Origin of the sequence: Streptomyces resistomycificus (assembly GCF_001514265.1) — a bacterium.
GTDB classification, from domain to species: Bacteria; Actinomycetota; Actinomycetes; order Streptomycetales; family Streptomycetaceae; genus Streptomyces; species Streptomyces resistomycificus.
Genome location: NZ_KQ949000.1, coordinates 29,163 through 49,709, shown reverse-complemented (window position 1 = coordinate 49,709; position 20,547 = coordinate 29,163). Strand labels below are relative to the sequence as shown.

Annotated in this window: 19 protein-coding genes and 1 pseudogene; 10 read left to right on the top strand and 10 right to left on the bottom strand. The window is 72.3% G+C overall.

Going from position 1 to position 20,547, the window contains the following annotated elements; all coding sequences use genetic code 11:
* Positions 1–84 precede the first annotated feature (84 nt).
* The 3 genes from AQJ84_RS31895 to AQJ84_RS31885 all read left to right on the top strand — a co-directional run bounded on the left by AQJ84_RS31895 (position 85) and on the right by AQJ84_RS31885 (position 3,311).
* Positions 85–1,071 carry an aminoglycoside phosphotransferase family protein gene (locus tag AQJ84_RS31895; protein WP_030037534.1) on the top strand — a complete coding sequence of 329 codons (987 nt, stop codon included), beginning with the start codon at positions 85–87 and terminating at the stop codon, positions 1,069–1,071.
* A 128-nt stretch (positions 1,072–1,199) separates the two neighbouring features.
* On the top strand, positions 1,200–1,709 hold the full coding sequence (locus tag AQJ84_RS31890; RefSeq protein WP_030037533.1) for a hypothetical protein: 510 nt from the start codon (positions 1,200–1,202) through the stop codon (positions 1,707–1,709).
* A gap of 78 nt (positions 1,710–1,787) precedes the next feature.
* A complete protein-coding gene (locus AQJ84_RS31885; RefSeq protein ID WP_053190358.1) occupies positions 1,788–3,311 on the top strand; it encodes an SPFH domain-containing protein in 1,524 nt (507 codons plus the stop codon).
* Between the two features lie 246 nt (positions 3,312–3,557).
* Here the strand turns inward: AQJ84_RS31885 and pip are convergent, their stop codons facing one another.
* The gene (gene pip, locus AQJ84_RS31880) at positions 3,558–4,517 is read right to left on the bottom strand and encodes a prolyl aminopeptidase (protein ID WP_030037532.1); all 960 of its coding nucleotides are present in this window, start codon (positions 4,515–4,517) and stop codon (positions 3,558–3,560) included.
* Between the two features lie 143 nt (positions 4,518–4,660).
* On the opposite strand from pip, the gene AQJ84_RS31875 reads away from it, so the two are divergent.
* From AQJ84_RS31875 to AQJ84_RS31865, 3 genes are all read left to right on the top strand, one after another.
* Positions 4,661–5,605: a tetratricopeptide repeat protein gene (locus tag AQJ84_RS31875; RefSeq protein ID WP_030037531.1), complete on the top strand. Its 945-nt coding sequence runs from the start codon at positions 4,661–4,663 to the stop codon at positions 5,603–5,605.
* Positions 5,606–5,814: 209 nt separating this feature from the next.
* A complete protein-coding gene (locus AQJ84_RS31870) occupies positions 5,815–6,891 on the top strand; it encodes a PucR family transcriptional regulator (RefSeq protein ID WP_030037530.1) in 1,077 nt (358 codons plus the stop codon).
* 204 nt (positions 6,892–7,095) lie between these two features.
* Positions 7,096–7,380 carry a hypothetical protein gene (locus AQJ84_RS31865; RefSeq protein ID WP_053190357.1) on the top strand — a complete coding sequence of 95 codons (285 nt, stop codon included), beginning with the start codon at positions 7,096–7,098 and terminating at the stop codon, positions 7,378–7,380.
* A gap of 62 nt (positions 7,381–7,442) precedes the next feature.
* On the opposite strand, the gene AQJ84_RS42635 is transcribed toward AQJ84_RS31865, so the two are convergent.
* From AQJ84_RS42635 to AQJ84_RS31850, 3 genes are all read right to left on the bottom strand, one after another.
* Entirely contained in the window at positions 7,443–7,967 is a 525-nt protein-coding gene (locus AQJ84_RS42635; protein ID WP_053190356.1) for a hypothetical protein, read from the bottom strand.
* A gap of 675 nt (positions 7,968–8,642) precedes the next feature.
* On the bottom strand, positions 8,643–9,860 hold the full coding sequence (locus tag AQJ84_RS31855) for an MFS transporter (RefSeq protein WP_037801828.1): 1,218 nt from the start codon (positions 9,858–9,860) through the stop codon (positions 8,643–8,645).
* A 236-nt stretch (positions 9,861–10,096) separates the two neighbouring features.
* The gene (locus tag AQJ84_RS31850) at positions 10,097–10,525 is read right to left on the bottom strand and encodes a VOC family protein (RefSeq protein WP_030037527.1); all 429 of its coding nucleotides are present in this window, start codon (positions 10,523–10,525) and stop codon (positions 10,097–10,099) included.
* A 255-nt stretch (positions 10,526–10,780) separates the two neighbouring features.
* On the opposite strand from AQJ84_RS31850, the gene AQJ84_RS44805 reads away from it, so the two are divergent.
* Both AQJ84_RS44805 and AQJ84_RS31840 read left to right on the top strand, forming a co-directional pair.
* Positions 10,781–10,915: a hypothetical protein gene (locus AQJ84_RS44805; RefSeq protein ID WP_259294275.1), complete on the top strand. Its 135-nt coding sequence runs from the start codon at positions 10,781–10,783 to the stop codon at positions 10,913–10,915.
* 222 nt (positions 10,916–11,137) lie between these two features.
* Entirely contained in the window at positions 11,138–12,493 is a 1,356-nt protein-coding gene (locus AQJ84_RS31840; RefSeq protein WP_030037525.1) for a HEAT repeat domain-containing protein, read from the top strand.
* A 211-nt stretch (positions 12,494–12,704) separates the two neighbouring features.
* Here AQJ84_RS31840 and AQJ84_RS31835 read toward each other — a convergent pair whose 3' ends face one another.
* A complete protein-coding gene (locus AQJ84_RS31835) occupies positions 12,705–14,120 on the bottom strand; it encodes a DEAD/DEAH box helicase (RefSeq protein ID WP_030037524.1) in 1,416 nt (471 codons plus the stop codon).
* Positions 14,121–14,265: 145 nt separating this feature from the next.
* Between AQJ84_RS31835 and AQJ84_RS44450 the strand changes: the two are divergent.
* Positions 14,266–14,643, top strand: a pseudogene (locus tag AQJ84_RS44450) (DJ-1/PfpI family protein); the annotation flags it as partial.
* 78 nt (positions 14,644–14,721) lie between these two features.
* On the opposite strand, the gene AQJ84_RS31830 reads toward AQJ84_RS44450, so the two are convergent.
* The 5 genes from AQJ84_RS31830 to AQJ84_RS31810 all read right to left on the bottom strand — a co-directional run bounded on the left by AQJ84_RS31830 (position 14,722) and on the right by AQJ84_RS31810 (position 20,036).
* Positions 14,722–15,612: an STM4011 family radical SAM protein gene (locus AQJ84_RS31830; RefSeq protein ID WP_053190355.1), complete on the bottom strand. Its 891-nt coding sequence runs from the start codon at positions 15,610–15,612 to the stop codon at positions 14,722–14,724.
* A 10-nt stretch (positions 15,613–15,622) separates the two neighbouring features.
* Positions 15,623–16,984: an STM4012 family radical SAM protein gene (locus AQJ84_RS31825; protein WP_030037522.1), complete on the bottom strand. Its 1,362-nt coding sequence runs from the start codon at positions 16,982–16,984 to the stop codon at positions 15,623–15,625.
* Entirely contained in the window at positions 16,981–17,808 is an 828-nt protein-coding gene (locus tag AQJ84_RS31820; protein ID WP_169807755.1) for an STM4013/SEN3800 family hydrolase, read from the bottom strand. Before AQJ84_RS31820 ends, AQJ84_RS31825 begins: the two co-directional genes overlap by 4 nt.
* A gap of 7 nt (positions 17,809–17,815) precedes the next feature.
* Positions 17,816–19,009: an STM4014 family protein gene (locus tag AQJ84_RS31815; RefSeq protein WP_169807754.1), complete on the bottom strand. Its 1,194-nt coding sequence runs from the start codon at positions 19,007–19,009 to the stop codon at positions 17,816–17,818.
* Between the two features lie 67 nt (positions 19,010–19,076).
* Positions 19,077–20,036: an STM4015 family protein gene (locus tag AQJ84_RS31810; RefSeq protein ID WP_030037519.1), complete on the bottom strand. Its 960-nt coding sequence runs from the start codon at positions 20,034–20,036 to the stop codon at positions 19,077–19,079.
* Between the two features lie 174 nt (positions 20,037–20,210).
* Here AQJ84_RS31810 and AQJ84_RS31805 point away from each other — a divergent pair, with 174 nt between their 5' ends.
* Positions 20,211–20,537, top strand: a complete 327-nt coding sequence (locus AQJ84_RS31805; RefSeq protein WP_030037518.1) for a hypothetical protein — start codon at positions 20,211–20,213, stop codon at positions 20,535–20,537.
* Positions 20,538–20,547 lie beyond the last annotated feature (10 nt).

The window sequence follows — 20,547 nt, the reverse complement described above, 5'->3', positions numbered from 1 at the left end:
GCTCCCGCGGCGTGCTCGGAATTCAAAAACCGTCCGAGAACGCGTAGTTGGGCGGGTGGCCCGGGCTCCTGGTCTAATGCGCTGATGGAGACCGTCCCGAGCCCGGAACCGACACCGGAAGCGACACCCAAACCGCCACCCACCTCCGACCCGTGGCCTGGACACCTCGCCGACCGCGGACATCCTGGGGCCCGCCGGATCGGTGCGGGTGTGGAGGGCGTCGTCTACGCGCTGGGCGACGGCCGGGTCGCCAAGGTGTGGAGCGGCCGGCCGCCGGCCGGTCTCGAGCTCACCCGCCAGGTGTACGCGGACATCGCGCGGCACCGACTGCCGTTCGCCACCCCGGAGATCCTCGACGTCGAGGAACACGAGGGTGTCCTGGTGACGTACGAACGAGAGCTGCCCGGCGCCCCGGCACGGGGTGACTCCGCGCACGAGGACCACGAGCGCGAACTGTCCGCTCACCACATGGCCGCGCTGCTCGCGGTCCTGCGCGGCCTTGCCTCCGTACCGGGCACCGACGCCATGCGCCGACTGACCGTCCAGGGCGACGACCGCCCCCTGTGGCGGGGCCACGACCGCTTCCAGGACGCCCTCACCGCCCTGGTCGCCCGGGCCGTGGCCCGGCACGGTGCGGCCCTGGCCGCGCACGTGCCGGACCTCGACGAGGGGGTCGAGCGCACAGTGCACGCACTGCGGTCGCTGCCCAACGCCCCGGTCACAGCGATCCACGGCGACCTCGTGCCGCCCAACATCCACACCGACGCGGCCGGCCGACCCGTCGCCGTACTCGACTTCGGCTTCTACACGACCGCGGGTGACCCGGCCTTCGAGGCAGCCGTCACCGCGGCCGTCTGGGACATGTACGGCCCGTACGCCGAGGAGCACACCACGGAACTCACCCGGCTCTTCGCCCACGAGCTCGGGTACCCGCACGCCACCCTCACCGCCTACCAGGCCGCCTACGCCCTCACCACGTACGACCTCTTCGGCCTGGACGACGGCGACGGCCACTTCCGGTGGTGCGCCGGACAGCTGCGCCGCAACGCCGTGTTCGGCTCCCACGCGTAGCGCTTGCCGAGTGCGGCATGAAGAGCGCGTAAAGACTGCCGGAACACGGCAATGAAGCGGCAGCCCTCCGCGTGTGAGGATTCCGTCACGCCGGAGACCGGCGACGGGACGAGAGGGGGACGGCGCGAATGGCCTGGTTTCTCGGACTCGGCATCACGGGGGTCGTGCTGCTCGCCCTGTCGCTGGTCTTCGACGGAGTACTGGACAGCGTGCTCGACGGTGCGCTGGGTGGTGTCCTCGACGGGTGGCTGTCGCTGCCGGTCCTCGCCGGGTTCGTGGCGATGACCGGCTTCGGCGGGGCCATCGCCACCGATGTGGTGGACGCGGGACCCGTGGTCGCGACCGGTGCCGGCGCCGTCATGGGGACGGGCGCGGCATGGCTGACGTACCGCTTCAGCCGCGCCCTGATGCGCGATCAGACGGCCGTGACACCCCGCGGTAACGATCTCGTGGGCACCGCGGGCAACGTGGTGACCGCCATCCCGGCGGACGGCTTCGGCGAGGTGCTGCTCCAACTCGCCGGACAGCCGGTGAAGTTCTCCGCGCGCAGCACGATGCCGGTCGAACGGGGCGCCGAGGTGTGGGTGGAGGCGACACCGACCGCCACCTCGGTCGTGGTGCGTCCGGTGGACCGCTGAGCCGCGCTCCCTTTCCTCCTCTTCCTTCCTTCTTCTTTCTTCCTTCTCTCTACTCGTACGTGATTCGGGGGCACTGCCATGAGTCCTGTCGTCTTTGCGGTTGTGGGAGTCGTCGTACTCCTCGTGCTGCTGGCACTTGTCGTGATCACCCGCTACAAGGTGGCGGGTCCCAGCGAGGCGTTCATCATCACGGGGCGGCGCGGCAAGAAGGCCACCGATCCGGACACCGGCCGGGTGTTCACCGACAACAGCGGGCAGAAGGTCGTGGTCGGCGGCGGTGTGTTCGTCGTGCCGTTCGTGCAGCAGAGGTTCACCCTCGACCTGTCGTCTCGGCACATCCCGGTCGCGGTACGCGGGGCCGTCACACTGCGGGGCATCAAGGCCCACCTCGAAGGTGTCGCGATCGTCAAGGTCGGTGGCACCGAGGACTCGATCCGTGCCGCGGCCCAGCGGTTTCTGATGCAGCAGGACGGGATCGTGGGGTTCACCCAGGAGGTGCTGTCCGGCGCGCTGCGGGCCATCGTCGGCCGGATGTCGGTGGAGGACGTCATCCGCGACCGGGCCGCTTTCGCCGGTCAGGTCGCCGAGGAGGCCGAGGCCAGCCTGTCCGGGCAGGGTCTCGTCCTGGACGCCTTTCAGATCCAGGACATCAGCACCGAGGGTTCGTATCTGGAGGACCTCGGCCGCCCCGAGGCGGCCCGCGCCCGGCAGGAGGCCGACATCGCCGAGGCTGTGGCCCGGCGGGCCGCCGAGCAGGCCAGGCTGAAGGCCGAGGAGGAGATCGCGGTGGCCCAGCGCACCTACTACCTCAAGCAGGCCGAGATCAAGGCCGAGACGGACGCCGCCGCCGCCCAGGCGAACGCGGCGGGACCGCTGGCCGAGGCCGCCCGCCGGCAGGACATCCTCACCGAGCAGGAGAAGGTCGCCGAGCGGCAGGCCGCGCTCAAGGACCGCGAGCTCGACACCGAGGTGCGCAAGCCGGCCGATGCCAAGCGGTACGCGGCCGAGCAGGAGGCCGAGGCCAAGCGGGTGGCGAGGGTCAAGCAGGCCGAGGCCGAGCGGCTCGCCGAGATCGCCGCCGCCCAGGCGGAGGCCGAGCGGGCCCGGCTGACCGGCGAGGGCGAGAAGCAGCGGCGCAGCGCGCTGGCCGAGGCGGACGCTGTCGAGGGACTCAGGCAGGGTGAGGCGGAGCGGTCGCGGCGGGCGGCGATCGCCGAGGCGGTCCGGCTGGAGGGTGAGGCGGAGGCGGCGGCGATCGGCGCGAAGGGGGCGGCCGAGGCCGAGGCGATGCGGAAGAAGGCGGACGCGTTCGGACAGTACGGTGACGCAGCCGTGTTGCAGATGCTCGTCGGGGTGTTGCCGGAGGTGGTCGCCAAGGCGTCCGAGCCGCTGAGCGCGGTCGAGAAGATGACGGTGATCTCCACGGACGGCGCCGGACGTATCCCGCGCGCGGTCGCCGACAACGTCGCCCAGGGCCTCGAACTGCTCGGCTCCACCACCGGCGTCGACCTCGCCGAGCTCCTCAAGAACCTCACCAAGCGCGACGCCGTGCCGGGGGAGCAGCCCGCACAGCTCAACGGGAAGGTCGAGATCACCGGCTGACGCACCCTCCCCGCATCGACACGGGCCGCCTCACTCGTCACGAGTGAGGCGGCCCTTTTCTGCGTACGCCCTGTCGGGAGGGTCCGGCACCGGGGCGGCGCCAACGTTGCCGGAAAGCGGAAATGTGGACGGCCGGTTCACGCGAGCACAATGTGTGTGGGGAGCCCAAGGAAACCCGGTGCCGGGCGCCCAGGAGGGGGCGTCCGGCACCGGGACCCCGCGGCGGACGCCGCGCAGACGCGCGTTCTAGAGGGGCCGGAACCGGTCCGTAGCCGCCAGCACGGCCTCCGTCGTGGCATCGCCCGACAGCCCATGCCCCTCCTCGCCGATCAGCACCAGCTCCGCGTCGGGCCACACCTGCGCCAGATTCCACGCGATGTCCGCGGGCCCGCTGATGTCCATCCGGCCGTGGACCATCACGCCGGGGATGCCGGCGAGTTTGCCGGCGTCACGCAGGAGCGCCCCGTCCTCCAGAAAGCCGGAGTGCCGCCAGTAGTGCGTGACGAGGCGGGCGAAGCGCAGCCGGAAGCGCGGGTCCTCGAAACGCGGATCGGGCCTGTGCCCAGGGTGCGTGGACACGTGCACGTCCTCCCACCGGCACCACTCACGCGCCGCCCGCTCGCGTACGGCCGGATCGGGGTCGTCGAGCATCCGGGCGTACGCCTCCACCAGGCTGCCGTCGCGCTCCTGATCCGGTACGGCGTCGCGGAACCGTGCCCACTCCTCGGGGAAGACCCGCCCCATGTCCCGGGTGACCCACTCCACCTCGCGGCGGGTGGTGTTGGTGACGCTGAAGAGCACCAGCTCGCAGACGCGTCCGGGGTGCTGCTCGGCGTAGGCCAGGGCGAGGGTCACCCCCCAGGAGCCGCCGAGGACCAACCACGCCTCGATGCCCAGGTGTTGCCGCAGCAGCTCGATGTCGGCGATCAGATGCGGGGTGGTGTTGGCGGCGAGCGAGGTCCGCGGATCGGCGGCGTCGGGCGTGCTCCGGCCGCACCCGCGCTGGTCGAGGAGCACCACGCGGTACGCCGCGGGGTCGAACAGCCGGCGCCAGAACGGCCCCGCCCCCGACCCCGGCCCGCCGTGCAGGACAAGAGCGGGTTTGCCTGCCGGATTCCCGCAGGTCTCCCAGTACACGCGATTGCCGTCGCCGACGTCGAGCATGCCGTGCTCGTACGGCTCGATGGGGGGATGAAGCTCGGCCACTGAGTCGTGCCCTCCTCGAACGGGACAGTGATGCGCGGCGGAGCTGTCACCCACATCGCCGCCGAATCCGCTGTCAACCATACGGAGGGTGTCGGCAACTCTTGCACGGACGAACAAGTACGCCCTCTCCTCACCGGACTGTCATGCTGCGACGTCGCACACCCCTGGTCATGGGCCCCGAGCTCGACGACCGTCAACTGCGCCGCACCCTCGCCGAGTTGCGCCCCTCGCAGCAGATGCACGGTCTCGGGACCGGGGCGGCCTCCCGTCCGCTGTGGGCGCCCGCCGCCGAACTGCTGCGTGCCACGGGCCGTGACTGGGACCGACGGGTGCACCGGATCTCCGTACTGGCGCACGCTCTTCCGCCGGTCGTCACGGACCGATGGGCCAAGGACCGCCCCCAGGACCCCGATGCCCTGGTCCTACGAGCCTGCGCGCGGGTGGCGCGGGTGAAGGACACCGACTGGTCCGACGCATGGGACGTGTACGGCGACTGCAGACGGGCGGCGGAGGTCGCCCCGGAGGACCCCACCCCCTGGCTGGCCCTGCTGCGGCTGATGTCCTCCTGCGGGGCTCCCGCCAACGCGGTTCTCCCGGTGTGGACCGAAGCGGTCGCCCGCGACCCGTGGAACCGGACCGTCTACCACCAGATGCTGCGTCACCTGTCCCCGCGCCGCCACGGAACGCTCATGGAGATGATCGACTTCGCCGAGCGGTGTGCCGGACGGGCACCGCACGGATCCCCGCTGGCCCTGCTGCCCCTCGCCGCCCGGGTCGAGCTCGTCGCCTACCGCACGACCAAGGACTCCACCACCGCCTTCGCAGCCGACGGCCACTGGTACGAACCGCAGGCGGCCGCCGAGACGGACACCGCGCTCACCAAGTGGTTCCAGGCGGCCTCCCCGCCCCACGCGGAGGCGCTCGCCGACCTCAACCTGCTCGCCTTCGCCCTGACCCGGATGAAACGGACCGGTGAAGCAGCCCCCGTCTTCCGCCGGCTCGGCCGCCACATGACCGGCCACCCCTGGAACCTCGTCCCCGACGCCGCCAGAGACTTCCAGTACTGGCGCGACCGTGCGCTGAGCTGACCCGCCGTTCATATCCGGGAGCAGGCTTCGAACCCGAGTCGATAGGATCCTCACTGCGTACTCGCGTTCAATTCGGCGCTTACCTGCTCAGCCGTGGAAGCGGAGTCCGGACGCCGGTCGGACGGACTGACTGACCGGTGGACTGGCGCACTGACGGGCGGCAACGCACGGGGGAGTGACTCAGAGCGGTGCCGCCGAAGGGGGAGGACATGAACGCCCACAGCACAGCCGAGCCGTTTCTCGACGGCTTCGAGGCGATCCTGGCGGACGCCACGGCCAAGGGGCGGCGCCTGACCCGCGTGGAGATCGAGTCCCGACGGGCCCTCGGCGCCCAGGCCGCCGAGGCCGGACACGGCTGGCGCGACCTCGTCCGCGCGCACCTGGTGGCCGGCCGTACCGGCGCCCCACGTTCGGTGGACCTGGACGACGTCCTGGCCGTCGTCGAGCAGGTCGTCGACGCCTTCGCCGACGGTTACGAGCGCGCGCAGCGCCTCGTGGTCCGCAAGGAGGAGGCCGCGCGCCGGGAGTTCATCGACGACCTGCTCCACGGTCGCGGCGATCCGGGTCAACTCGCCGCCCGTTCCGAGCGGTTCGGGCTGCGCCTGTCCCGCGCCCATGCGGTCGCCGTGGCGGAGGGGCCGGAGCAGTACGACGAGACCGATCCTGTTCCCCGGCAGGTGGCCGGCGAGCTCTTCGGCCGCTTCGAGAACCGCCGGATCCTGTTCACGACCAAGGACGGCCGGATGGTGTGCATCGCTCCGGGCGACCAGGACGACGTACTCACCCACTTCGCCAAGCACGCCTACGCCGCCACCGGCCGGGCCCAGGTTGCCATCGGCCGACCCCGGCGTGGCGCGGTCGGTATCGGCCACAGCTACGAAGAAGCGCTCAACGCCCTGGACGTGGCCCAGCGCATGGGCCTCGACGAGCCGTTGCTGCGCGCCTCCGACCTGCTGGTGTTCCCCGTTCTGGCACGAGACCGGCAGGCGCTGGTGGACCTGGTGCACAGCGCGCTGGGGCCGTTGGAAGGCACGCGGGGCGGAGCACAACCTCTGCTCGACACACTCATCGCGTACTTCGACACCGGCTGCGTGGCCGCGGCGACCGCCCGTCGGCTGTCGCTGAGCGTGCGCGCCCTCACCTACCGACTGGAACGCATACACACCCTGACCGGCATCGACCCCACCGACCCCGCGCACCGCTACGCGCTCCAGACCGCGGTCATCGGCGCCCGCCTCCTCGACTGGCCCAACCGCCCCCTGCTGCCGGCCGACGCACTGTCCTAGGCTCGCGGCGTACCCGGCGCGTCCGGGCCGCCGGCGCCCGCGGTGGGTGAGGCCGACAGGGGCCGACCTCGTCGTGGAGCGCGCGGAGGCGGACCGCTTGGCCGATTAACACATGGCCCCGAACGGGGGATGCGGGTTCCCTCGATCCGGGGCAAGCCGGACTTTGGGCGTACCACCGGTGTGCGCGGGCGCGTTGGCGGCAACATGGATTGCTCAGTCACCACCGGATGCCTCGTCCTGGTACGCGAGGAGCGACCGGCACGGTACGGCGAGGCCACGCCGGCACCCCAGCCGGATCCGCCCCTGTACGCCGCTCTCGTGACGGAGTGGCGTGCGCGCGGGCGGATGGTCCCAGGTGCGCGGGACGCCCACTGGACCGCCCTCGTCTCCGACCGCCCCGTGGCGGCCCACGCGTGGCGGACCACCTCCACGGCTGACGCGGCGCCCGCGCCCGACGTGCGCCGGGCGGACCTGGCGCACGTGCGTTGAGCGGGTGGCGCGCGAGGTGTGCTGTCACGCAGCTCGCGGCCTCGAAGCCCGGTGCACCTACGTCAGGTGCGACTGTCGGCGGGCCGCAGAAGTGCCCCCGCCGCCGCGGGTGTCCCGCACACGGGGCAGCGTTCTCGTGCGCCCGCCTGCCCGGCGAGAGTGAGGAGAGCCTGTTGCAGGGCCAGCTCCACGGCGGCCGGCACGAACAGGGTGCCGGCACCGTCCGGTGGTACCAGCCACCGTAGGCGCCCCATGGCCCGATGCGGGGCCGGCACCGTGATCCACGCGTCTCTTCCGAGATAGCGGACGTCGGAACCGATCCAGCGTCCGTCGGGATCCGGCGGCAGGAAGAACCCGATCCGACGGGCGACGGTGTCCGCGAGCGCCGGACCCGGCGTCTGGGGGGTGCAGAGGAGGGAGTCCAGGGCCAGTACACCCAGCTCCTCGGGCACGCTCAGCACGTCCCAGAACCGTCCGCAGGCCAGGACCGCTATCCCCGTCTCCCCGTGCCACTGCCGCTTGCAGGCCCGCGGGTCGGTCGAGGCGGCGGCCAGCCACTCCGTGGCCTGCCGGGTGACGGTTCGCATGGTGTCCTCCGGGTCTGGTTCGCGCCCGCGCGAGCAGGCCGCACTGTGTCCCTGGGTGCCAGGGCGGTAGGCCCGGCGTGACCATGCTGGTAGATATTTCTATGGTGCGGAAGGGGTGGCGAACCGTGGCGAATACCTCCCGAATGTTCGCCTCTGGAGCAGGTGTTCCGGTCGTCTCCGCAGGGCCGTCCAAGCGGTGACCTCCGGCATGCGGTGGTCACGGCTCCGTAGAGCCCTGGGAGGCCCGAAGAGGAAGGCGGGGGCCTTGTTGCGCCGGCACCCGTTCCGGCGTGACCCGCTGGCCCTCCTCGTGCGGACGGCGCACCGCATCGACTACGGCGCGGGCCGTCTTCCGGGTGTCGGCGAGGACGAGACATAGGGCGGGGCGGCCAGGACCGGCCCACGACCGACCCGTGCCTGTCCCCTGTCCCTGTCCCTGTCCCCTGTCCCCGTCCCCGTCCCCGTCCCCGTCCCCGTCCAGCGTCGCGCACGGGCGGGCGGTGGCCAACCACCGCTCCGTGTCGCCGTCGGGTAGGCCCTGCGCCCACCCGTGACTCCTGAGTTCCACCAGTACCACCAGGAGGACCATGGGCCGGGTGTGGGTGCGGACATTCTGCGAGTCAGGGGCGCCACCCGCGGCTACCGCGGCTCACGTGCGCAGGCGAGGTGCGGCGCTCAGTCTCCCGCGGTGACGCGAGCGCCTGCGCGGGCGATCGGGTTCCCGGCCATACGTGCGGCGACGACCATGACGATGACGGAGACGAGGACGATGCCGGCGCCGACGTAGAGCGGCGCCGTGTAGCCGAGGCCCGCGGTGATGGCCAGACCTCCGAGCCAGGCGCCGAGGGCGTTGCCGATGTTGGACGCGGACACGTTGGCGCTGGCGGCCAGTGCGGCCCCGTGGGCGAAGTCGGTGACGCGAGTGATCATGCCGGGCACGCCGGCGAACCCGAACAGCCCCATCAGGAACACGAGTATCACCGACGCGGTGGCGCTGCCGGCCAGCAGACCGAACGCGCCCAGGGTGACGGCGAGTCCGAACAGGGCGAGGACCAGGGCCCGGTCACGGTCGCGGTCGGCGGCTCGTCCGCCGATCAGGTTCCCGACGACCAGGCCGACGCCGTACACCATCAGCAACCAGGCGACATCGCCGGAGGAGAAGCCACCGACCTCGGTGAACGTGTAGGCGATGTAGCTGAACGCACCGAACATCCCGCCGTAGCCGAGCGCGGTGGCCACCAGCGTGAGCCAGACCTGCCAGGACCGGAACGCACGGAACTGGGTCCGCAAGCCGTCGGCAGGTACCTGATCCGCACGGCCCGTTGCGGCCGACGGTCCCGGCTGGCCCGCCCGGTCGGGGACGAGGGCGACGATGCCCGCCAGTGCGAGCACCCCGATTCCGGTGACCGCCCAGAACGCCGCCCGCCAGCCCCAACGCTCGCCGACCAGCGCACCGAACGGCACACCCAGCACGTTCGCGACCGTCAGCCCGGCGAACATGAGCGCCACCGCGCGGGACTTCCTCTCCGGCGCGACCAGGCTGCGGGCGACGAGCGAGCCGATACCGAAGAACGAGCCGTGGCACAGCGCCGCGACGATCCGCCCGAGCAGCATCACCGGGTAGTTCGGGGCGATAGCGGACAGCAGGTTGCCGACGACGAACAACGCCACCAGGCCGACCAGGATCCATTTGCGGGGCAGCCGCGCCGTCGCCGCGGTCAGCACGATCGCGCCGACCGCGACACTCAGCGCGTACCCGGAGATCAGCCAGCCCGCCGCCGCCTCGGACACCGCGAAACTCGACGCCACCTGCGGCAGCAGCCCGGCGATGAGGAACTCGGTCAGGCCGATACCGAAACCGCCGAGTGCCAGGGCGACCAGTCCACCGGGCATCCGTCGCACTCCCGTCTTCACGTCCGTGCTCCGGGTGCCAGGCTCCCGGAGCAGCGGGAAGTCCGTTCCCCCAGACCTGAGTTGGCTTGGGGGTTCACGTTCACCCTCGTCCCTGTCGGTGGCGGTGGCCATGGACAAAGATCGACGACGCTTGGACGGAAGTAGGAGCGCGGCCAGACTGATCCGACAGGCCACCCGGTGCGGGGCGAAGGCAGGCGGCCTGGCCTGGCGGACAGCTAAGGGCGGACGTAGGGCCGGGTCATGATCTCCATGTTGTGGCCGTCCGGGTCGTCGAAGTAGGCGCCGCGACCGCCGAACAGACGGTTGATCCGGCCGGGTTCGGTGTGGCTCGGGTCGGCGTAGTAGGTGACCCCGACCGTTTCCAGACGGGCGATCATGACGTCGAACTGCTCGTCTGGCACGAGAAAGGCGTAGTGCTGCGGCTGGATCGGCTCGTCGCGCTTCTCGTAGTAGTCGAGCGTGACGCCGTTGCCGAGGTCGACGGGCAGGAACGGCCCGAACGGGGCGCCGACCTTCAGGCCCAGGATCGCGGCGAGGAACTCGGCGGACAGGTGCCGGTCGCCGGCGTAGACGGCGGTGTGGTTCAGCTGGACGGCGACCGCCGGCAGCTCGGATTCACGGGTGTGGTGCTGAGCATGGGACATCAGTGATGGGTCTCCGTGGCCTGGGATCCGCTGGGATGGGGCGCCGTACGCGGGCGCCGGGAGCGAAGTCGCGGAGAGGGGGGGGCGGGCCTCTGGCCCGCCTCGCGCTCACGCCGAGGCCGGGACCCTCACTCGTGCATGGCCCATGGCCGACCCGGCAGTCACCCGACCGACCCTAGTGACCGTTACCGGCTGGGGCAACGCGTTTTCTGCGGCCGCCCTCCGGCCGAGGTGTACTCCTCGCGCGTGATGCGCATGACCCGGACCCGTTGGCGGCTGTGCGGCGCCGTGGCCCGGCACTCCGGGCGCATCCTGGACGTCGACCGCGAACAGCCCGACCCGCGCTCCTGCCACCCCTCGCGCAACCTCGCCGGCGCGCCGGTCACCTGATGGTGGGTCAGAGGTGAGCCGTCACCGATGTACAGCCTCACCTCGGGGTCGCCGTCCAACAACGCGACCAGCGCGTCGAGGTCGGTGTCCCGCCACATCCGTAGTCGAAGCCGCTCCGTCGGACGCTCCACCCGGAATCTCCCGGTCGCTCGACGAGGGCACCGGCGATCACCACCCGTGCCCCGGGTACCGTGCTGTCCGACGGTTCACCCGGGGAGCATGATGGCAGCACCGCAACACGAGCTGGACGACCAACTCGTGGCGGCCGTAAGGGCCAAGGACGCCGACGCGGTACGGACATGTCTGGAGGACGGCGCCGATCCGGGCACGCCGGGCCCCGACGGTCTCCCGCTGCTCTGCGTCGCCGTGGCCGTGTTCGACCACGAGTCAGCCGAGGCCCTCACGGAAGGCGGCGCGGATGTCCACCGCGAGCTGCCGGACGGCACGACGCCACTCCTGCGGGCCGTCGACCTCGGCTCCCCGGCGCTGGTCGACGCCATGCTCGGTGAGGACGCTCGGCTGCGGATCGCCGAGGCCGACCAGAAGCGGCTGCTCGACCTTGCCCGGCACTGGCACGAGACCGGGGAGGTCGAGGAACTGCGCCGCCGCACGGGTGCCCCGGGCCCGGCCACCAGGCGCGTGATCGAGGTCGACCACACGGACATCGAGGAGGTCTCACTCGGTGGGCTCACCGTCCGGGCAGGCCACAGCGCCGTCCTCACCACGCTGGAGTGGGCGTTCGGCGTCCTGCCACCGGTGGCGGAGCTGGCGGCACGCGCCGTCCCGCACCCGGACGAGACGCATGTCAACTGGTCCACCGCCAGCTACACCCTCGCCCTCCGCCGGGGCCCCGAGGCCTGGTCGGCGCTGGCGGCCCTGCGCCACCACCCCGACCCCGTCCACCGCCGGTTTCTCGCCGACGTCCTGTGGCGCAGGAACTTCCAGGCGAACCACTCCGACCGCCAGGACACCGGGCAGGACCTCGAGTTCGTGGCGGCGTGGGCCCTCGACGAGCCGGACGGTCAGGTGCTCGCCAAGGTCCTGGACGTGTACACGTGCGAGGACCACGCCGGCCAGGAGGCCATCGGCCTCCGGTACGCCGACCACCCGGACCCGTGTGTGCGCCGCGAGGTGCCGTACTGCCTGAGCCGGTTCGACACCACGCCGAGCGAGGTCGCCACCGCCACCCTGCTCGCCCTGGCACGCGACCCCGACCCGGGGGTTCGGGGCGTTGTCGCCTCGACGTTCGCCACCCCGCGCGATCTCACCCCGGCGATCCGGGAGACCCTGCTCGCCCTGATCCGGGACCCGGACCCAGGGGTCCGGGCCCGTGCCACCGAGTCCCTCTCCGACTCCCACGACCGGACGGCCGCCGTGACGGAGGCCTTCGTCGCCCTGCTTGACGCGGAGAACCAGCTGCTGCGTCTGGAGGCCGCCTACGCCCTCGCCCGACGAGACGACCCGCGCACCGAAGAGGCCTATGAACGCGTCGGCCCACTCGGCCCCGGGTTCGAAGACGATCACCGCGTGAGCGCCCACTGGCACTACCGCTGGCGCCACCGGCCCGACCAGACCTGAGAGTTCAGGCCGCTGTCCGGTCATCGGGTCCGTCGCTCTTCGCATCCGTCAACCAGTCGGAGGGCGACGGCCGTTCTCCGCAGAGCGCGGTCTGGACGGCGGCCTTGGTGTCGTCGCTCTGCGTGTCCGAAGCACCCGGGCGAGGTTCACCATGACCGTGGCCTGCCTGCCGTCGACCGTGGCGCCGGCCGCCGTCTCGTACCCGAGGACGTCAGCGGCCCTTCCGTACCCGAGCCGCCGCCCGGGCCTCCGCCGTCTTGCGGGCCTCGGCGGCCTTGCGGGACTCCTTCGCGGGGCGGCCGTCACGGTTGCCGAGACCACGGAAGGGGATGTTGCCGCCGCTGCCCTTGGTCGCGGTCGGCGGGCGCTTCGCCCCGGTGATGGCGGTCAGCTTCTCCTCACCGGAGCGCACCTGGGTGACCGTCGGCCGGATCCCGGCGTCCGACATCAACCGGTTCACATCCCGGCGCTGGTTGGGGGTGACCAGGGTGACCACGCTTCCGGACTCCCCGGCGCGTGCCGTGCGCCCGCCCCGGTGCAGGTAGTCCTTGGCGTCGGCCGGCGGGTCCACGTTCACGACGAGGTCGAGCGTGTCGATGTGAATGCCCCGCGCCGCGACGTTGGTGGCCACCAGCACGGTGATCTCACCCTCCTTGAACTGGGCGAGGGTGTGCGTGCGCTGGGGCTGTGACTTACCGCTGTGCAGGGCACCGGCGCGTACGCCGCTGGTCCGCAGGTGACGGGTGAACTGGTCCACGCCGGCCTTGGTGTCCAGGAACATCAGTACCCGGCCGTCCCTCGCGGCGATCTCGGTCGCGGTGGCGTACTTGTCGGCGGGGTGGATGTTCAGCACGTGGTGTTCCATCGTGGTGACCGAGCCCGCCACCCGGTCGACCGAGGTCAGCACCGGGTCGTGCAGGTAGTTCCGCACCAGTTGGTCGACGTTGCGGTCGAGGGTGGCCGAGAACAGCAGCCGCTGGCCGTCGGAGCGGACCTGGTCCAGGATCTCCGAGACCTGCGGCAGGAAGCCCAGGTCGCACATCTGGTCCGCCTCGTCCAGCACCGTGATCCGCACCTGGTTCAGGTGGCAGTCCCGGCGCGACACCAGGTCGGCGAGGCGCCCCGGCGTCGCGATGACCACCTCGGCGCCGGTGCGCAGCTGCGCCGACTGCTTGTTGATCGACAGTCCGCCGACCACCGTGGCCAGCCGCACCTTCAGTGTCTGCGCGTACGGGGCCAGCGCGTCGCTCACCTGCTGTGCGAGTTCCCGGGTCGGCACCAGGACCAGAGCCAGCGGCCGTTTCGACTCCGCCCGCAGGCCCGCCGTACGCACGAGCAGCGCCAGCCCGAACGCCAGCGTCTTGCCGGAGCCCGTCCGCGCACGGCCGAGGACGTCGCGGCCGGCCAGCGCGTTGGGCAGGGTCGCAGCCTGGATCGGGAAGGGCTCGGTCACCCCGAGGCCGGACATCGTCGTCATCAGCTCCGACGGCAGCCCGAGCGCGTCGAAGGACGCGGCAGGGGGCAGCCCCGGTGACGTCGCTGAGGGCGTCGGGAGTTCGTCCTGCCGCGCTGTCGCCCGTTGCGACCTGCCGGCAGGGGGGACGGAGGACGACGACTTCGCGTTCATGGGGAACCTTCCTGATCTGGTGCCCCGGCGATGTCGAAGCGTGCCCCCATTTTACCAGCGGGGACGCGGACACCCGCCGGTCCGACCGCCCCTCGCCCCTCCACCCGGGCCGGGCCTTCCGGCCTGCCCGCGGGTGGCCGGAACCCTTCGGATCCTGCGGGACCACCATGCCGGGGGCGGCACGGTGGCCGGCGTCTGCGCCCCAGCCGAGGCACTCGGCCAGGCCGGTCTGCTCCAGGGGCGGCGCTGGCACCACCCACCACGACGTGCAGGACGAGCCGGCCCGGCGCCACCCCGGGGCGGTGGTCGTGCGTGACGTCCTGTTCACCGCCGACGACCGTGTGATCACCTCGGCCGGCATCACCAGTGGCATCGATCTGGCCCTGCACCTGGTGGCGGGCCGCCACGGCCCGGCGGCGGCCGCCCAAGTGGCCCGGGACATGGTCGTCTACGCCCGCCGCAACGCCACGAGCCCCAGTCCAGCGCGATGTTCCGGCACCGGTCCCACCTCGACGACACCGTCCGCGCGCGTGGTCGGATTCGAGGACCCGCGCTGCTGCGCCGCCTCCGGGTCAGGGCCTGACCGCGTCGAGACACCCGCTCACGCAGGCCGCCCGCGCACTGTTCCCGGCCGAGGCCGCGGTGCGGGCAGGGTGGCGGGGATGCGTTCCAGGACCCCGCCGGCGAAGACGTCGTAGAGCGGCAGCGTCTCGAGGTGGACGTAACCGATGTGGCAGTCGCAGACGGAGAGCGGGCAGGAACGCGGGCGCAGGGCGGCGCGGTACGAGCCGTCGTAGAGGTTGCCGAGCTCGGCGCGGACGAAGTGGCAGCGGCGGACGGTGCCCTCGCCGTCGACCGAGACAACGGACTCGCCGGTGCGGCAGGGCAGGCCCGCGCTGCGGTGGGGGCGGCGGCTGAACGGGAAGAGCGGGTCGAGGCCGGTCCACCGGTCGGCCTCCTCGTCGCTGTAGGTGTGCCCCTCGGCCGCGTTGACCCACAGGTAGACGTGCGCGGGCAGGTCCGCGCGCAGGCGGCGGGCCGCTTCGAAGTGCTCGGGCAGGCCGACGACGCCGACGCTGTGGCGGACACCCCGGTCGGCCAGGTCGCGGCACTTGGCGAGGAAGCGGTCGTACGGGGTCTGGCCGGGGTGGTAGGTGCACCACAGGGCCAGGGTGTCGGGGTCGGCCTCGGCGAGCCAGTCGGTGCGGCAGCTGAGGTTGGTCTGGATGGCGACCCGGCGGATGTGCGGGAGGTGGGAGAGGTCGGCGAGGGCGCGCCGGTACCAGGAGCGGACCAGACCCTCTCCCCAGGGGGTGAACAGGAGGGAGAGACGGTCGTCGGTCCGGGCCGTGGCCCACGCGGCGAACCGTTCCAAAGCGGCCCGGTCGGCGCGCAGTTGGGCCGTCGAGTCACGGCGCTTGGCGAACGGGCAGTACGGGCAGTCGTAGTCGCAGGAGGCGAGCGGGCCGCGGTAGAGGAGGGTCAGGTCCATGGCGGCCTCGTCACTTGCGCTCGTAGGCGGCCATGGCGGCCCGCACGGCGGGGGAGAACAGCTCGGGGCCGATGGCGTCGGAGTGGGCGAGGCCCTCCGGGGTGAGCCGGAGGACCGTGGGGTCGGAGTCCGTGAGCCAGCCGCGGTCGGCGAACCGCTCCAGTTCCGGGGCGAAGTCGTCGGCGGGGGCGCCGCCGAAGCGTGCCCGGTAGTCGTCGAGGCGCAGGCCCTCGGCCTGGAGCAGCGACTGGAGGAGGTGGCGGCGCCGCGCCTCGGCCGGGGCCATGCGGTAGCCCACCTGGGCGTGGGCGAAGTCGGACAGGGTGCCGGCGACGTAGTCGTCGATGATGCCGCGGATCTGGTGCATACCGACGGCGTAGTCGAAGGAGTAGTGCAGGTCGGACGTGTAGGAGCGGGCGCCGCAGCCGAGGCCGATCATGCCGTCGGTCTGGCAGGCGTAGTCGTCGGCGCCCTGGGGTGGGGCGTCGGCACGGCGGAACATGCGCATGGACTGCTGGGTGTAGCCGTGTGCGAGAAGGTGGTCGCGCCCCGCGCGGTACAGCCGCAGCCGCTGCTCGTCCCAGGCGGGATCGCCGACGGCGTGCGGCCCGTCCGGGCCGCGCCGGTCGAGGCCGGTCAGCGGGCGGACGTAGAGGGGGTAGAGGTAGAGCTCCTCGGGCCGCCAGGACAGGGCCGCGTCCAGGGAGTGCAGCCAGGTCTGCTCGGTCTGGCCGTCGATGCCGTAGATCAGGTCGATGTTGAGGACCGGGATGCGGGCGTCGCGTACGCGTGCGAGCGCCGCCTCGACGTCGGCGCGGCGCTGCGGGCGTACGGCGGCCCGGGCCTCGGAGTCGACGAAGCTCTGGACACCCAGGCTCAGCCGGGTGGTGCCTCGGTCGGCGAGGACGGTCAGGCGGTCGGCGGTGGCCGTGGCGGGGGAGGCCTCGACCGACAGCGGGACCGCGCGGAGGTCGGCGCCCATGCGGTGCTCGGCGATGTCGCAGAGGCGGTCCAGCTCGGCGGCGGTGAGGAAGGTGGGGGTGCCCCCGCCGAAGGCGGCCGTGGCGAACCGGACGTCGTCCGTTCGCCCCAGCGCGTCCCGTACCGCGGTCGCCTGCCGCTCCAGGGCGTCCAGGTAGGCGCCGGTCAGGCCGTCGGGAGCACCGATGCGGGTGAAGAGGTTGCAGAACCCGCAGCGGACCTCGCAGAACGGTATGTGCAGGTAGAGGGAGAGCGCGTCCTTGGGCTCGGCCGACCAGAGCGCTCGCAGGGGCGGGCGGTCCGGCAGCGGGCGGTAGGCGGTCTTGTGCGGGTAGGCGTACACGTAGTGCTGGTAGGGACCGGGGCGGGTGGCCGGCTCGGCGGTAATCATCGGGCGGCCTCCGTCGGGCGGGGTGCGGGGTCGAGGAAGAAGTGGGCGTACGGCACGGTCCAGACGGACTCGTGGCCGAGGCGGTGGCCGGTGTAGCCGCCGTCGCCGTAGGCGGTGCCGTGGTCGGAACACACGATCGCGAAGCAGCGCCGCCTGCTGCTCGCGGCGGCGAAGAGCCGCCCGATGTGCCGGTCCACGTACTCCAGCGCGGCGGCGTGCGTCTCCCGGTTGTCACCGGCCTCGCGGGTCGCGCCGGGCAGGTGGAACCAGTTCGGCTGGTGCAGGGCGGAGACGTTGACGAAGAGGAACAACCGCTGCTCTTCGGGGAGTTGGGCGACGACGCGCTCGGCGCGGGCGATCTGGTTCTCGAAGGACTCGGGCGAGGTGACGCCGAACTCCGGTGCCCAGTGGGACTCCTCGAACAGGCCGGGCAGCACCGAACCCAGCGGACCCTGCTTGTTGAAGAAGCCCACGCCGCCGATGCACACGGTGTGATAGCCGTCCCTGGCCAGGCCGGACACCAGGTCGGGCGTGTCGTAGACGTACGTCGATTGGGCGGTGGTCTCACTGCCGGCGAAGCCGGCCGCGAACAGACGGGGGTGCGGTCCGGGGGTGGCCGGGGTCGGCAGGAAGCCGGCGAAGATCGCCTGGTGGGAGGCGTAGGTGAAGCTGCCCGGGGCGTGCCGCTCCTCCCACTGACCGCCGGGAAGGTGACGGGCCAGATTCGGGATACGGCCTGCCGCCGCCAGCTCGACGGCGACGTCGTGGCGCAGGGTGTCGAGCGTGACGAGGAGGAGGTCGTGGGTGCCCACGATCTCGTTCATGTCCGGCTCAGGCATGCGGTGTTCCTGTTCTGTGCTGGGTGAAGCTCGAGAGGGCGGCCACTTGGGCCGCGTACGTGTCGAGGCCCTCGGCGCCGCTGCCGGGCAGGCCGGTGAGCCGCGGCAGCAGGTCGCCGAAGGCGTTGACCTCGCCGACCGCGGCTCTGCGCCAGCCGACCGCCGGCAGCAGGTCGACGCCGACGCACAGGGTGCGGGGGAAGCAGGCGGCGGCCCGCTCGCACACGCCCAGCAGATCGGTCCAGCGGGCGCCCGCCGCCTCGACGGCCTCGCGGACGGTGTCCAGGTCTCCTCGACGGCCGCCGAGGTGCAGGTTGGTCAGCGGAGAGCGGCTGGTGCGGACCACCGCGTGGGTGGCGCGGCCGGCCACCACGACGACCCTGAGGTCCGCTGCCCGGCCGTCCTGGGAGGCCTTGGGCAGCCAGCGTTCGAGGTGCAGTCCGTCCGGGGCGAGCGCGTCGACGATGGCGGCGATGTCCCGCTCGCGTTCGTAGCGGCGCACTCTGAGGGAGTTGTACAGGCCGCCGTCGGCGGCGAGTTCGACGGACGTGGTGGCCCTGATCCGGCCGCCGCCGCCCGCCTCGACGGCGAGGACGCCCGACGCCGACGATCCGTGCGCGGGTTTCACGAAGAGCCGGGCCATCCGGTGCTCGCGCATCGACGCGCGTACGTCGTCCCAGCCGCGCACCGGTCGGCCCCGCGGGCCCGAGGTGGGGGAGGCGGGCACCGGAACGCCCGCCGCGTGCAGCACGCCGTGGCAGAGCCGCTTGTCGAACAGCGTGGCGAGGTCCTCCGGGTGGTCGAGACGGATACCGCCGCGCAGACTGCGCACCGCGGCGACGAAGCCGGCATACCAGCGGGCCGAGCCTTCGACCCGGGTGGGGTCCTGGGCGCCGCGCAGCACACGGTCGACGTCGGCGTTCTCACCGGGGGAGTCGACACGGACGATCTCGTCGGCGGCGAAATCGGCTCCGTGGCAACGCAGTACGTCCGCCCAGGAGACGACGCGCGGGGCCGGCAGGCCGGCCGCGCGCACCGCCTGCCCGAAGAGGGCGACCCGGCGGTTCTCGGGGTTGGCGACCACGGCGAACCGCGGCGGCGCGGGCTCACTCGCGGGCGACGCCTCGGCGTGCCCGCGAGTGGTGCCCGGACCGCCGGCCGGGGGTGAGGAAGAGGCCGGCTTCATAGGGCTCCGCGGCCCCGCGCCGGTGCGCAGCCGTGGTGGGACGGGGAGTAGCCCATGGGAGACCCGCTCACTCCCCGATGGCGACGTAACGCCACACCGTGCCGTCGCCGTCCGAGTCCTCCTCGGCGTCGTCGCGGTCGAGGTCCACCTCGACACCGGCGGTCTCCAGAGTCCGGCGGACGCGCTCCTGGAACTGCTCGCTCAGGTAGTGGTGGTGCAGGTCGAGCTTCTTGAGGTGGGTGAGGGGCTGGCCGCCGAGCAGGGCCGCGGCGCCCTCGTCGGTGAGGACGCCCATGGAGAGGTCGAGCACCTCCAGACGGGCCACCACGGGGGCGGCCGCGACCGCGGCCGCCACGGCGTCCTGCATCTCGCTGTTGCGCAGGGCCAGATGCCGCAGGCGCGGCAGACGGGCGCCGGACAGGATCGGCTCCAGGTCGGCGGCCTCGCTGTCGCCGCCGTAGCCGGGGGTGCCGAGCCACAGGTCCAGATGCTCCAGTGCGGGCAGGTCGCTGCCGCCCACTCCGCGCACGACCTCCGCGGGCAGCCCGCCCGTCTCGATCACGAGCCGGCGCAGGGCGTCGTGGCGCACGGCGGGGAAACGCAGTCCGCTTCCGCCGCGCACGCCGAACTCCTCCAGCTTGGGAAACGCGGCCAGGAGGGGGGTGACGTCGGTCTGGTTGATCCAGGAGATCTCGCACTCCTCCATCACCATGTCACCGAGGAACAGCGCGCGCAGGGCGGGGAAGCGGTCCCGGGCGGCCACGAGCGCCTCGATGACCTCGGTGCAGTCCTCCTCGTACGCCTCCTGCCAGGCGCCGACGATCAGGGCCCGCACGCGGGTGGTGTCGACGGTGGCACAGAAGCGGGCGAACGCCTTGGTCCAGTCCTCGTCGGCGTCGTAGACGTCGCTTATGACACGCCAGGCGAAGGCGTCCGGGTCGGGCAGGTCGTCCGTCCTGCCGTCGGGGCCCGGGAAGGTGTGGGCGGGCAGCCGGTACAACGCCTGAAGGTGGTCCCCGATGGTCATACGGCTGCTCCCGAGAGGAAATGGTGTGCGGACGGTGATGTGTCCGCAGTTCTACCAACAGGCACTGACAACCGCCGTCGCCGGGGCCGGGTTCGGGGCCGTTGTCAGTGGCGGCCCGTACGGTCCTGGTCATGAGGCCGGTGCGTGGTGCACCCGGCGGTGAGGGGGAGAGCCATGTACCGGCAGGGAGACGTGCTGATCGTGCCCGTCGCGCAGGACGCGGTGCCGCCGCACGTGGCGCGGGCGCCGAGGGAGGCGCGTGACGGGCGAGGGCGGCTGGTGCTGGCGCTGGGCGAGGTCACGGGTCACGCCCACGCGGTCGTCGGCCCGGGTGATCTGGTGCGGGAGCCGGGGGCGTTCGGTCCGCTGCTGCTGCACCTGCCCCAGGGCGGCCGGGTCGTCCACGAGGAGCATGCGGCGATCGCGCTGCCGAAGGGCTGGTACCGGGTGATCCGGCAGCGGGAGTACGTGCCGGGGTCCGTGCGGATCGTGGCGGACTGAACTTGTGTGG

Bases quoted from the DNA above. Each gene is read 5' to 3' on its own strand.
- AQJ84_RS31865 (WP_053190357.1), top strand. From the start codon at position 7,096: ATGGATTGCTCAGTCACCACCGGATGCCTCGTCCTGGTACGCGAGGAG.
- AQJ84_RS31890 (WP_030037533.1), top strand. From the start codon at position 1,200: ATGGCCTGGTTTCTCGGACTCGGCATCACGGGGGTCGTGCTGCTCGCC.
- AQJ84_RS31895 (WP_030037534.1), top strand. From the start codon at position 85: ATGGAGACCGTCCCGAGCCCGGAACCGACACCGGAAGCGACACCCAAA.
- AQJ84_RS31805 (WP_030037518.1), top strand. From the start codon at position 20,211: ATGTACCGGCAGGGAGACGTGCTGATCGTGCCCGTCGCGCAGGACGCG.
- AQJ84_RS31835 (WP_030037524.1), bottom strand. From the start codon at position 14,120: ATGAACGCGAAGTCGTCGTCCTCCGTCCCCCCTGCCGGCAGGTCGCAA.
- AQJ84_RS31810 (WP_030037519.1), bottom strand. From the start codon at position 20,036: ATGACCATCGGGGACCACCTTCAGGCGTTGTACCGGCTGCCCGCCCAC.
- AQJ84_RS31825 (WP_030037522.1), bottom strand. From the start codon at position 16,984: ATGATTACCGCCGAGCCGGCCACCCGCCCCGGTCCCTACCAGCACTAC.
- AQJ84_RS31885 (WP_053190358.1), top strand. From the start codon at position 1,788: ATGAGTCCTGTCGTCTTTGCGGTTGTGGGAGTCGTCGTACTCCTCGTG.
- AQJ84_RS31840 (WP_030037525.1), top strand. From the start codon at position 11,138: ATGGCAGCACCGCAACACGAGCTGGACGACCAACTCGTGGCGGCCGTA.
- AQJ84_RS31850 (WP_030037527.1), bottom strand. From the start codon at position 10,525: ATGTCCCATGCTCAGCACCACACCCGTGAATCCGAGCTGCCGGCGGTC.
- AQJ84_RS31820 (WP_169807755.1), bottom strand. From the start codon at position 17,808: ATGAACGAGATCGTGGGCACCCACGACCTCCTCCTCGTCACGCTCGAC.
- AQJ84_RS31870 (WP_030037530.1), top strand. From the start codon at position 5,815: ATGAACGCCCACAGCACAGCCGAGCCGTTTCTCGACGGCTTCGAGGCG.
- AQJ84_RS42635 (WP_053190356.1), bottom strand. From the start codon at position 7,967: ATGCGAACCGTCACCCGGCAGGCCACGGAGTGGCTGGCCGCCGCCTCG.
- AQJ84_RS31815 (WP_169807754.1), bottom strand. From the start codon at position 19,009: ATGAAGCCGGCCTCTTCCTCACCCCCGGCCGGCGGTCCGGGCACCACT.
- AQJ84_RS31875 (WP_030037531.1), top strand. From the start codon at position 4,661: ATGCTGCGACGTCGCACACCCCTGGTCATGGGCCCCGAGCTCGACGAC.
- AQJ84_RS31830 (WP_053190355.1), bottom strand. From the start codon at position 15,612: ATGGACCTGACCCTCCTCTACCGCGGCCCGCTCGCCTCCTGCGACTAC.
- AQJ84_RS44805 (WP_259294275.1), top strand. From the start codon at position 10,781: ATGACCCGGACCCGTTGGCGGCTGTGCGGCGCCGTGGCCCGGCACTCC.
- AQJ84_RS31855 (WP_037801828.1), bottom strand. From the start codon at position 9,860: ATGCCCGGTGGACTGGTCGCCCTGGCACTCGGCGGTTTCGGTATCGGC.